Origin of the sequence: Mesorhizobium sp. LHD-90, assembly GCF_030929505.1 — a bacterium.
Classification (GTDB): Bacteria; Pseudomonadota; Alphaproteobacteria; order Rhizobiales; family Rhizobiaceae; genus Kumtagia.
Genome location: NZ_JAVFVV010000013.1, coordinates 55,443 through 67,591, shown reverse-complemented (window position 1 = coordinate 67,591; position 12,149 = coordinate 55,443). Strand labels below are relative to the sequence as shown.

Annotated in this window: 8 protein-coding genes; 5 read left to right on the top strand and 3 right to left on the bottom strand. The window is 64.0% G+C overall.

Annotation, left to right across the window (positions count from 1 at the left end; all coding sequences use genetic code 11):
• Positions 1 to 44: 44 nt before the first annotated feature.
• Positions 45 to 191: a hypothetical protein gene (locus tag RB623_RS19050; protein ID WP_308058513.1), complete on the top strand. Its 147-nt coding sequence runs from the start codon at positions 45 to 47 to the stop codon at positions 189 to 191.
• A gap of 5 nt (positions 192 to 196) precedes the next feature.
• Here RB623_RS19050 and RB623_RS19045 read toward each other — a convergent pair whose 3' ends face one another.
• Complete coding sequence (locus RB623_RS19045; RefSeq protein WP_308058512.1) at positions 197 to 811, bottom strand: hypothetical protein; 615 nt, start codon at positions 809 to 811, stop codon at positions 197 to 199.
• A 270-nt stretch (positions 812 to 1,081) separates the two neighbouring features.
• Positions 1,082 to 3,367 (bottom strand): NADP-dependent malic enzyme, encoded by a 2,286-nt coding sequence (locus RB623_RS19040; protein WP_308058511.1) that lies wholly within the window; start codon positions 3,365 to 3,367, stop codon positions 1,082 to 1,084.
• Positions 3,368 to 3,560: 193 nt separating this feature from the next.
• Between RB623_RS19040 and mutS the strand changes: the two genes are divergently transcribed.
• The 4 genes from mutS to RB623_RS19020 all read left to right on the top strand — a co-directional run bounded on the left by mutS (position 3,561) and on the right by RB623_RS19020 (position 10,038).
• Positions 3,561 to 6,287, top strand: a complete 2,727-nt coding sequence (mutS, locus tag RB623_RS19035) for a DNA mismatch repair protein MutS (protein ID WP_374121711.1) — start codon at positions 3,561 to 3,563, stop codon at positions 6,285 to 6,287.
• Positions 6,288 to 6,519: 232 nt separating this feature from the next.
• Positions 6,520 to 6,867 carry an MbcA/ParS/Xre antitoxin family protein gene (locus tag RB623_RS19030; protein ID WP_308058635.1) on the top strand — a complete coding sequence of 116 codons (348 nt, stop codon included), beginning with the start codon at positions 6,520 to 6,522 and terminating at the stop codon, positions 6,865 to 6,867.
• The gene (locus tag RB623_RS19025) at positions 6,864 to 7,382 is read left to right on the top strand and encodes an RES domain-containing protein (protein ID WP_308058510.1); all 519 of its coding nucleotides are present in this window, start codon (positions 6,864 to 6,866) and stop codon (positions 7,380 to 7,382) included. The genes RB623_RS19030 and RB623_RS19025 overlap by 4 nt, the downstream gene beginning before the upstream one ends.
• 367 nt (positions 7,383 to 7,749) lie before the next feature.
• Entirely contained in the window at positions 7,750 to 10,038 is a 2,289-nt protein-coding gene (locus RB623_RS19020; protein ID WP_374121707.1) for a tetratricopeptide repeat protein, read from the top strand.
• A 21-nt stretch (positions 10,039 to 10,059) separates the two neighbouring features.
• Here RB623_RS19020 and RB623_RS19015 read toward each other — a convergent pair whose 3' ends face one another.
• A complete protein-coding gene (locus RB623_RS19015; protein WP_308058508.1) occupies positions 10,060 to 12,102 on the bottom strand; it encodes a response regulator in 2,043 nt (680 codons plus the stop codon).
• Positions 12,103 to 12,149 lie beyond the last annotated feature (47 nt).

Sequence of the window (12,149 nt, the reverse complement as noted above, 5' to 3'; positions counted from 1 at the left end):
GTCGCCATTCTAGGAAGATATACAGACACGTCGGGAGGCGTCAGATGAAGTTGCCTATAGCAACCTCGGATATCTTCATTGTCGAATACGGCTCTAGCCTGATGTATATGAAGATGCCACGCGAACAGCCGAATCTTCTCTCGCGGCTGAAGGGTGTCGAAACCTTCTACCTGCCCAACAAGTTCGGATAGCTCCATTACTCGCCGCCAGAAAGCAGTTTTTCTACCTCGGCAATACCAAGGTGATTGATTGCGTACGATCCCTTTTCCGGTGATGTTAAAAGCTGATCTGCTTTAAGTTTACGAAGCGCTTGGCCGAAATCATTTATACTTGTTGGCCACTTGAGAGATCGATAACAGGTATATACATGATCGGCCGTAATAGCATCGAGCCCGCGATGCTCTTTAAACCAAGCTGCAATGACAAGGTATCGTTTACGATCACTTTTCGGATTTGCTTTTTGGGCATAGGAGACAAGAGACGGCTCCGAAGTTAAATCGAAATTTAGGACGTTGGGCGTCGGAGCCGCTTTACGCGGTCCCTTCGATTTCGACTGCCGCGGAATTACATCAACGACAACCCCGTCCTCGTCGTCGACTTCAACTTCAGCGTCAAGTTCTGGGGTTTCCTGAGCGATTACCTTCGTTCCATTGGACGATGCAATGCGCTGGACAGTGGGCGCGGGCCCTCGAAGCGCGTTTTGGATGGCCTGAGTAATTTGTCCAATGTCGCCATCTGCTATTTCCGCTTCGACCATGACGAAGCGTATCCGGGAAGTGCCTCCCGACTTAACTGTCGAACCTTTGGCCATTCAACGTTCTCACGAAATCGAGTAGGTGATTCTCACATTCGGAAGCGATTGGAACAAGTGCATCGTTTGCACGATACACGCAAGCGAAATGTTTCCGTTTCGTTCTTTAACCCTCACAAACTTAAAGTTTGCCGCATGTGCCTCGGTCTCGGCAGGATCAATCCCCTCACTTGCGATTTCTAACACTTAGCTGTCGCTGACGGGCTTCGTCCTACTCCAGCTAAGATGTTGAAATCGCTTTCTCTCCCGCAAGGGGAGAGAAAGGGGGCGCTAACTCCCCGCCGAATACGCCGCGATCGCCGCCATGTTGACGATGTCCGAATCCTTGGCGTTCAAACTCACGATCTGCACCGGCTTGTTCAGCCCCACCAGCAGCGGGCCGATAACGGTGGAGCCGCCGAGCTCCTGAAGCATGCGGGTCGAGATCGACGCCGAGTGGAAGGCCGGCATGATCAAGACGTTGGCCGGGCCTGAGAGGCGGCAGAACGGATATTGCTCGCGCATCAGCCGGTGGTTCAGCGCCACGTCGGCCGCCATTTCGCCGTCATATTCGAAATCGACGCGGCGCTTGTCGAGGATCTTTACCGCCTCCTGCACGCGTTCGGAGCGCTCGCCCGGCGGGTGGCCGAAGGTGGAGTAGGCGAGCATGGCGACGCGCGGTTCATAGCCCATGCGGCGCGCGAAACCGGCGGTTTCTTCGGCGATGTCGGCGAGCTCTTCCGCGTTGGGCATGTCGTGCACGGCGGTGTCGGCGACGATCACCGTGCGGCCGCGTGACAGCACGATCGAGGCGCCGATGACGCAGTGACCGGGTTTCGCGTCGATGACGCGCCTGATGTCGTCGAGCACGGTGGAATAGTTGCGGGTCACGCCGGTGACCATGCCGTCGGCGTCGCCCAGCGCCAGCATGCAAGCGGCAAAATGGTTGCGGTCGTTGTTGATCAGCCGCTGGCAGTCGCGGAACAGGAAGCCCTTGCGCTGCATGCGCTCGTAGAGATGGTCGGCATAGACCGTGTTGCGGCGTGACAGCCGGGCATTGATGATCTCGATGCCGGATTTGTTCAGGTCGATGCCGGCGGCGCGCGCGTTTTCCTTGATGATCTCGTCGCGGCCGACCAGGATCGCCGTGCCGAGCTTCTGGTTCACATAGGCGACGGCGGCGCGCATCACCTGCTCCTCCTCGCCCTCGGCGAAGACGATGCGTTTCGGCTGGCGGCGCACGCGGTCGTAGATGCGCTGGAGGGTCGAGGCGATCGGGTCGCGGCGGGCCGAAAGCTCCTGCGCGTAGCGCTCGATGGCGACGATCGGCCGGCGCGCCACGCCGGAATCCATCGCCGCCTTGGCGACCGCCACGGGGATGGCGGAGATCAGGCGCGGGTCGAAGGGCACGGGGATGATGTAGTTGGGGCCGAATTTCGGCCGCATGCCCTGGTAGGCGGCGGCGACGTCGTCCGGCACGTCCTCGCGGGCGAGGTCGGCCAGGGCGCGCGCGGCGGCGACCTTCATCTCGTCGTTGATGGTGGTGGCGCGCACGTCGAGCGCGCCGCGAAAGATGTAGGGGAAGCCGAGCACGTTGTTGACCTGGTTCGGATAGTCCGAGCGGCCGGTGGCCATGATGGCGTCGGTGCGGATCTCGGCGACTTCTTCCGGGGTGATCTCCGGGTCGGGATTGGCCATGGCGAAGATGATCGGATTCTTGGCCATGGACTGGATCATGGCGGTGCTGAACGCGCCGCGCGCCGACAGCCCGAACACGACATCGGCGCCGTCCATGGCGTCGGCCAGGCTGCGCGCCTCGGTCTTGGCGGCGTGCGCCGACTTCCACTGGTTCATGCCTTCGGTGCGGCCCTGGTAAACCACGCCCTTGGTGTCGCAGAGGATGATGTTTTCCGGGGCGAACCCCATCGACTTGATGAGCTCGATGCAGGCGATGCCGGCCGAGCCGGCGCCGTTGCAGACGAGCCTCGTGGTCTTCATGTCGCGGCCGGTGATCTGCAGCGCGTTGATCAGGCCGGCGGCGGCGATGATCGCGGTGCCGTGCTGGTCGTCGTGGAAGACCGGGATGTCCATCACCTCGCGCAGCTTCTGCTCGATGATGAAGCAGTCGGGCGCCCTGATATCCTCGAGGTTGATGCCGCCGAAGGAGGGGCCGAGATAGCGCACCGAATTGATGAAGGCCTCGGCGTCCTCGGTGTCGACCTCGAGGTCGATGGAATCGACGTCGGCGAAGCGCTTGAACAGCACCGCCTTGCCTTCCATCACCGGTTTCGAGGCGAGCGCGCCGAGATTGCCGAGGCCGAGGATGGCGGTGCCGTTGGAGATGACGGCGACCATGTTGCCGCGCGACGTGTAGTCGAAGGCGCGGCTCGGATCCTCGGCGATGGCCTTCACGGGGACCGCGACGCCCGGCGAATAGGCGAGCGACAGGTCGCGCTGCGTCGCCATCGGCTTGGTCGGCACGATCTCCAGCTTGCCCGGCCGGCCCATGGCGTGGAAGTCGAGCGCTTCCTGGGCGCTGACGGAGGGTCCGTTGTCGGCTTTCTTCGAGGCGGCCATGGGGGCGATGTTTCCTTCCCAGTGAGCCGCGTTGCGCGGCCCGATGCTTCTTTTTGTGGAGTGTTTTGGATTAAGGCTACACTCGGCGGGCGTAAAGCGCCAAGCAGGAAGAGTTTGCACGACAAGGCCCCTCCGACTTGCGGAGAGGGGTTTTACGGGTGGGGGTTCGCCTTCACCGAAGATCGGGACGGTGATGGAGACTGCAACGCCCTATGCCGCTGGCCCTAACCCCTCCCAACAAGGGGGCGGGGGACCCGTCGCCGCGACGCCGATGATGGAGCAATATATCGAGATCAAGGCGGCGAACCCGGATTCGCTCTTGTTCTACCGCATGGGCGATTTCTACGAGCTGTTCTTCGACGACGCCGAGGTGGCGTCGCGCGCGCTGGGCATCGTGCTGACCAAGCGCGGAAAACACGCTGGCGCCGACATCCCGATGTGCGGCGTGCCGATCCACGCGGCCGACGACTATCTGCAGAAATTGATCGGGCTCGGCCATCGCGTCGCGGTCTGCGAGCAGATCGAGGACCCGGCGGAGGCGAAGAAACGCGGCTCGAAATCGGTGGTGCGGCGCGACGTCGTGCGGCTGGTGACGCCGGGCACCATCACCGAGGACAGGCTGCTCTCGCCGGCAGAATCCAGTTTCCTGATGGCGCTGGGGCGGGTGAAGGGCGGCGGATACGCGCTGGCCTGGCTGGAGCTTTCCACCGGCCTGTTCCGGGTGGCCGAGACCGCCGCCGACCGGTTGCTTGCCGACATTTTTCGCGTCGACCCGCGCGAGTTGATCGTTGCCGAGCCTGTGTTTTACGACCCCGAGCTGAAGCCGGTCTTCGACGTGCTCGGCCGGCTGGCCAGCCCGCAGCCGCCCAGCCTGTTCGATTCGGCCTCCGCGCCGGCCCGCATCGCCCGCTTCTACCAGGTCGCCACGCCGGACGGGTTCGCCAATTTCAGCCGGGCGGAGCTTTCGGCGATCTCCGGCATCATCGCCTTCGTCGAGAAGACGCAGAAGGCCGAGCGCCCGCCGCTGGGCGTGCCGGAGCGCGAGACTGCGGGCTCGACGCTATTCATCGACGCAGCGACCCGGGCCAATCTTGAGCTGACGCGCACGCTGTCGGGCAGCCGCGACGGCTCGCTGCTTACCGCGATCGACCGCACCGTCACCGGCGCCGGGGCGCGGCTGCTCGCCGACCGGCTGACCTCGCCGCTGACGGCGCCGGACGCTGTCAATGCGCGGCTGGATTCGGTCGCCTGGCTGGCGGATGAAACCGACCTTCGCGAAGGGTTGCGGCTGCTGTTGAAGGGCCTTGCAGACATGCCGCGCGCCCTGACGCGGCTGGCGCTGAACCGAGGCGGTCCGCGCGACTTCGGCGCGCTGTGCGCCGGGTTGCGTGCCGCGGCGGAGGTCGGTGACCTGCTGGAAAATGCCGCGCCGCCGGCCGAGATTCTGGCCGCGCTGGTAGCCATCCGCGGGCTGCCGGCCGATTGTGCCGAGCGGCTGGCGCGCGCGCTGGCCGACGAGACGCCGCTCTTGAAACGCGACGGCGGCTTCGTGCGCGCCGGCTGGGACGCCGAACTCGACGAGATGCGGGCGCTGCGCGACGAATCGCGAAAAGTGATCGCCGGGCTGGAACGCGGGCTGATCGACGAGACCGGCGTGCGCTCGCTGAAGATAAGGCACAACAATGTGCTGGGTTATTACATCGAGGTGACGGCCAACCATCAGGCGGCGATGACCGGAAGCGATGCGTTGCGCGCTCGTTTCATACACCGCCAGACCATGGCGAGCGCCATGCGTTTCACCACGACCGAACTCGCCGACCTGGAGACAAAAATCGTCAACGCTGCCGACCGGGCGCTGCAGATCGAACTCGCAGTGTTCGACGACCTCGTCGCCGAGGCGGTGGGCCATGCGGAAAAGATTCGTGCCGGCGCGCAGGCGCTGGCCGTGCTCGACGTGTCGGCGGCACTTGCCGCGCTCGCCGTGGGCGAGGGCTGGACGCGGCCCGTGGTCGACGACAGCCTGACCTTCGACATAGACGCCGGCCGCCATCCCGTGGTCGAACAGTCGCTGCGAAAAACATCCGGCCAGCCATTCGTCGCCAACGACTGCGATCTTTCGCCGGCTAATGGCGGAAAATTCGGCGCCATCTGGCTGCTCACAGGCCCAAACATGGGCGGCAAGTCGACGTTCCTGCGCCAGAACGCGCTTATCGCCATCCTGGCGCAGACCGGCTCCTTCGTGCCGACGACGCGCGCCCATATCGGGGTGGTCGATCGGCTGTTTTCGCGCGTCGGCGCTTCGGACGACCTGGCGCGCGGGCGCTCGACCTTCATGGTCGAGATGGTCGAGACGGCGGCGATCCTCAACCAGGCCGGCGAGCGGGCGCTGGTCATTCTCGACGAGATAGGCCGCGGCACGGCGACCTTCGACGGCCTGTCGATCGCCTGGGCGGCGGTGGAGTACCTGCACGAGAAGAACCGCTGCCGGGCGCTGTTCGCCACGCATTTCCACGAGATGACGGCGCTGGCCGACAAGCTGGCGCGGCTGCACAATGTCACCATGCGGGTGAAGGAGTGGGAAGGCGAGGTGATCTTTTTGCACGAGGTCGGCAAGGGGGCGGCCGACCGCTCCTACGGCATCCAGGTGGCGCGGCTGGCCGGCCTGCCACCCGCCGTGGTTGACCGGGCGCGCGACGTGCTGCACCAGTTGGAGAGCGGCGAGACCTCGGGAAAAGCCAACCGGCTTGTCGATGATCTGCCGCTGTTTTCCGTCGCGGCGCGGCGGGAGGCGACGCCGAAACCGGCCCAGCCAGACCGGCTGCGCGAACAGGTCGTTGCACTCAACCCGGACGACATGACGCCGAAGGAGGCGTTGGAGGCGCTGTATCGTCTGAAGGAGACGGCGGGCCGGCAGAGCTAGGCAGCCAAATCTTGTGGCTGATCTCGGCATTCGTCCGTCCCGCGTCGGCCAGCGGCGCAAGCCGTGGCGCTTGACAAGTCTGCTGCATGGACACATATTATGGCAGCTTTGTATGGCAATAGGTGTGTCAATGACCGCGCTTCGAAAAAAGGATACCGGCCCGCGCGGCCTCGAAGAAAGCGCTGTGCCCTATCTTGCGCCGCCGTCGGCCGCAGCGATAACCCGCGGACAGATGGCAGGAATGTTCGACGAGGAGGGGGCGGTAGAGATCGACCAGGTTGTCGACCGTTTCGGCATGTCGAAGGGCCAGTTGGCCGAGACGGCCGGGCTGACGCCCGAAACGCTGCGCCGCACCAGCCGCATGACCGCGGCGAAGACACAGGCAAGGATAACGGAGATGCTCGAGATCATCGCACGCGTCACCGGCTGGGCTGGCGGCGAAAAGCAGGCCATGGCCTGGTATCGTGCCGAACCGATCCCGGCCTTCGGCGGACGCACGGCGGAAAGTCTCGTCAAGGACGGCAAGGCTGCCGCGGTGCGGGACTATCTCGACCACCTCGCAATGGGCGGCTTTGCTTGAGGTTTGCCGGCGACTGCTATCGGGCGCATAACCCGAAATGGTCGTTCAGTCCGCTTTCGGGCGACGGCGCGGCGATCCATGGCGGGCGGTTCAATCCGAGAGGCGTGCCTGCGCTTTATCTCGGCTTGACGATCGAGGGAGCGGTGATCGAGGCCTCGCAAGGGTTTTCGGCAAAACTCGAGCCGCTGACGATCTGCCTCTACGAAGTCGACTGCGAGGACATCCTCGACCTGTCGACCGGCGAGGGCCGGAGCGCCGCCGGAGCGTCGCTGGACGACATGGCCTGCGCCTGGGCGCTCGACGCCGCCGAGCGGCGCAAGCCCGCCTCGTGGACATTGGCGCGGAGCTTGATCGCTGCCGGCGCGGCCGGCATCGTCGCGCCGTCCTTCGCGCGCGGCACGCGGCCCGACATGCGCAACCTCGTCCTTTGGAAATGGGGGCCGGACCTGCCATGGCGCGTCAGAGTGCACGATCCGTCCGGCCGCCTTCCGAAGGATATGCTGTCCTGGAAATGATCGCACGTATGGAAGCCGAGTGCGATCGGTAGAAGCGTTGCGGCACGCGGCTCGCCGAGAAACCGTCGATATCGACGCGATGGTGCGAGGCAATTTGACGAGCCGTGCGGCTTTTGAGAAGCATGGTCTTGTGCCGCTGGCGGTGGCGAAATGGCCTCTCGGCGCATCGGCCGGTTGTCCACGCATTTGCAAGCAATTGCCCAACCCGTTGAAGCCGGCAGCCAACTGACGCGCCCATTTTGATGAAGGAGCGCGGTTGGCAGGTTGGACTGCTGGCATTTGAGCCGTGCGAGTGTCACAACAGCTCATGATGATCCGCAGGTAGATCGGGTGGCATGAACATCTTTCGTCGCCGTTCGCGACGCGATTGGGAGGCCGAGTTATTTCCATAGATCAGTCGACATCGACCGAGCTGTTCGAAGCGGAAGTCCGCGCCCGTCCGAACGATGTCCGAAAACGGGTCCGGTGGGCACGCGCCTTGGCAAAACTCGGGCGTTTCGAGGAGGCGCAGGCGGCACTGTCGGCGGGGCTCAAGTTGGCGCCGAAGTCGGCGGACCTGCTGTTCGAACTTGCCACCCACTTAAGACGCGCGGGTCAGTTCAAGGATGCCGACGCGAAGATCCAATATTTCGCAAAATTTCACCGCAAGGACCGTCGCCTTCCGCAGCTTCGTGCCGGACTGGCCGAGGCCATCGGCGATCTGGCGTGGGCGGAGCGGATCTATTCCATCGACGTTGCCGATCACCCGGACGATGAAAGCCAAAGACTTCGCTGGGCGCGCTGTCTTGCCAGAATGGGCCGAAGCGAGGAAGCACGGACGGTATTGCTGGCGGGGCTGGACCTGGCGCCCGGGTCCGCCGGCCTGCTTGTCGAATTGGCGTCGCAGTTGCGCAAAGCCGGGCGCGCGGCCGAGGCCTCGGCCCGACTGGAAGACCTGGCCAAACACCACCCGGACCATCCCATGTCGCGTCAGCTACAGGCGTTGCAGGCGGAAGCCTCGGGAGACTTCACCCGTGCGGCGAACCTGCTTGCCGGTCTCGTTGCGGCGGCTCCGCGAGATCAGAAGCAGCGGCTCCGCCTGGTCCGGTGTCTTGTCCGCCTGGGTCGGCAGCCGGAAGCGCTGGGCGTTCTGTCAAAGGGGCTAGGTTTTCATCCGACTTCGTCCGATCTGCTCGCCCAAACCGCGATTTTGCTTCGCAAGTCGGGGATGGTTGCCGATGCCGGCGATGCAGTCGAAGCGTTTCGCCGTCACCATCCGAGCGATCCCCGCCTGATGCAGTTGATGGGCGCTCAGGCCGAGGCGACCGGGGATCTGGAGGCAGCGCAACGTTATTTTGCCTTGGATTGCGACTCCGCGCCAGACGACGCAGCTCGTCGCGTGCGACTTGCAAACAGCATGCGCAAGTCGGGACGCATAGCGGAAGCGCTGCAAGTTCTTTCTCGCGGGGCGGCGACGTCGGCAAACGAGCGAAAGGTGCTCATTGAATGCCTTATCGAATCCGGCGAGTGGGACCAGGTCCCGGAGCTTCTGGACGAATGGCCGCAGGAGGACGATGCGCAGCAATGGATTGTTCGGGCAAAGCTGCGCATGCGCCTGGCAATACTTCAGTTTGACCATGCCACCGCGATGGAGATTGCGCAGTCGATCCTGGAACGGGCGCCGGATGACGCACGCGCAGGCATAGGGCTCAGCCGCGCCGCAGCCGCCACATTCCAGCCCGACCGTGCATGGAAGGCGCTCCTCGACATTCCGAGAACGCCGGCGAACGGAGGTCCCGCTCGCCGCGGAACCGGAGCGCTTCGAAGCCTGGTCGGCCAGATCGTCAACGAACTGCGACTGCGGCCGGCGGAAACGAAGGCGCTTCACGCCGCGATTGTCGAAGGCGATGAAACCCTGGTCGAAGTGGCGGGCGCCCAGCTTCGGTCCGATCCTGGAAATTTTGGCGCCGCACTCGGTCTCCTGACGGGGCTGGCTCGAACGGGGGGATCCGAAACCGCAACTTTTGCCCGGTCGGACGCGACCAGCCCTCGGATACCGCAAATCCTGCATCAGTTCTGGGACAAGGATCAGCCGCCGCAGGACGTCGCGAAGCTCATGGACGTCACGAAGGAGAGCAACGCCGGCTGCGCATATTGCCGTTGGTCCGACACGGGCGCGCGCGAGTTTCTTGCGACATTCGGCAGGCCCGAGCCGATGCGCGCCTACCGCGCGGCGAAACACGCGGCGATGAAATCGGATATCTTCCGGCTGGCGGTGCTTTACGTGGAAGGCGGCATCTATCTCGATGCCGACGATTTCTGCGCTGCGCCACTGAGCACGCTTCTGCCGCGAGACGCGGAGTTTGTCTGCTACCAGGACGAATTCGGCTCCATCGGCAACAATTTCCTTGCCGCGACTCCCCGCCATCCGGTCATCGGCGCGGCACTGCAAGAGGCGGCGCAATCGGTTATCGGCGGCGCCACCGAAAGCATCTGGCTGGTCACCGGCCCTGGCCTGATCTCGCGCGTGGTTTCAGCGTCGATCGCCCGGACGCCAGACCTGCGGCCGTCGCCCGGCTTGACGATATTGCCCCTGCGCGTTTTCCATAGCGTCGTCCACCCGCACCGGCGCGTGTCCTACAAGACCGACAAAAGGCATTGGCTGCGAGCGGCTTGAAGAGAGTGACAGACGGAGCCGTCAGCCCGAGCCTTGGCGAACGGCGAGGTGGCGGCTGCGCTTGAGGAGTTCCAGGATCATGTCGACCAGCGCTTCGTCCGGATAGGGTTTGCCAAGAAGCGGGACATCGTCCGGACGGTCCTTCATTGCTGTCGCGTCCGCATAGCCGCTGATGATGATTGCCGGCCATCCGGAACGCAGGCCGCGCGCAAAACGCACCACGTCCAGGCCGGACACCAGGGGCATGGCGAAATCCGTAACGATGAGATCGAAGCGGTCCGGTTCGCGCTCGATCCATGCAAGGGCCTCGGCTCCGCCCGTGGCCGTCACGACCATGAAACCGCGGTCCCGCAGCATCGCCGCGGTTATCTCCCTAAGACTCTCGCTGTCGTCGACGAGCAGGATATCCGGTGCCTTCTCCCGCTCCAGGCGGGGCATGTCCGAAGCCGGAGCGATGTTCGCGATCGCCGGAATGTCGGCTTCGTCCGAGCAAGGCAGCCAGAGCTCGACCCGCGTGCCCCGCCCGACTTCGCTCTGGATCTGCAATGCGCCTCGCGATTGCTGCGCGAAGCCATAGACCGTGCTCAATCCCAGGCCGGTACCCTTGCCGACTTCCTTGGTGGTGAAGAACGGCTCAACCACCTTGTCGAGCAGCTCCGGGGCTATGCCGACACCGGTGTCTTCGACACTGATCACCACATAGTCGCCAGGGTCCAGGCCGGACGCCGCTTCCGCGCGGCTATTCCACGCGCCCAAGGTGATTGTGCCCCCTTGAGGCATGGCATCTCTGGCGTTGAGGACGAGATTCATGATGGCGAGTTCGAGCTGTCCCTTGTCTGCAAGCGCAGGTGCGATATCGGCGCTTATCTTCCAGTGAAGCCGTATGCGCCCGCCGAGCACGGGAGCCAGCAGCCCCTCAAGTGTTTCGGCCAGCTTAGGAAGGTGAACCGTTGTCGGGCTGAGCCGCTGCCGTCGCGAGAAGGCGAGCATGCGGTTTATGAGGTCGACTCCCTGCCTGGCGGCGTGGCGCGTCATCTCAAGCACCTGCCGGGCATTGTCCGGCAACTTCACCTGACGTTCCATCAGTGACAATCCGCTTAGGATCGATGCGAGCAGATTGTTGAAGTCGTGCGCGATCCCGCCGGTCAATTGGCCGATGGTCTCGATCTTGCGCGTGTGCGCCACTTGCTCTTCCAGTTGTCTCCTCTCGGTGATGTCGAGAAGCGTGCCGAAGAGCGCCCGCTGCCGATCCTCTTCCGCCGGAGCCAGAACCCCTTGATCCAAGAATATCTTCCAGCTTCCGTCCGCCGCCTGCCACCGGTATTCGCAGCTATAGCTGCCGTGGCTGGCGGCGTCGCGATGTGCCTGAGCGACCCTCTCGCGGTCCTCGGGATGAACCCTGCTCACGCCGAAATCCGGTTCGGAGAGGAAGCGCTCGGACGTGAAACCGGTAAGAGCTTCGACACCGTCGCTCACGAAAAGGGGGCCGAACGGTTCGTCGGTCGACCGCGAGTGGAAGACGACGGGAAGGGATCGCAGGATCGCCTCCTGCTGGTCCTTGCTGCGGCGGAGTGCGTGTTCGGCCTCGAGCTTCTCCGCCTGGGCTTGAAGCGCCGCCTCGAGCAGTCCCTGTTCGCGCGCGGCTTTCTCCTCGATCTCACGGGTCTTCTCGTAGAGGTCGACAAACACGGCCACCTTCGAGCGCAGGATCAACGTGTCGAACGGCTTGAAGACGTAGTCCACCGCCCCGGCATCGTAACCGCGCAGCATATGGGCTTCTTCCTTGTTGATCGCCGAGAGGAAGATGATGGGCGTGCGCTTCGACCGTTCCCGCTGTCGGATCAGGTTCGCCGTCTCGTAGCCGTCCATGCCGGGCATAAGCACGTCGAGCAGAACGACAGCGAAATCCTCCTTGAGCAGGCAGCGCAGCGCCTCCTCGCCGGAATGGGCACACACGACGTCACCGACCGGATCGAGCACCTCCCGGACCGCGAGCAGATTGCGTTCATCGTCATCGACCGCGAGTATGCGCGCCCGACCTGTTGCCGCCGCCACAATTGGCATGACCGCCGATTTCGCAGACCGGGGCACACGACCCGCCACTGGACGCG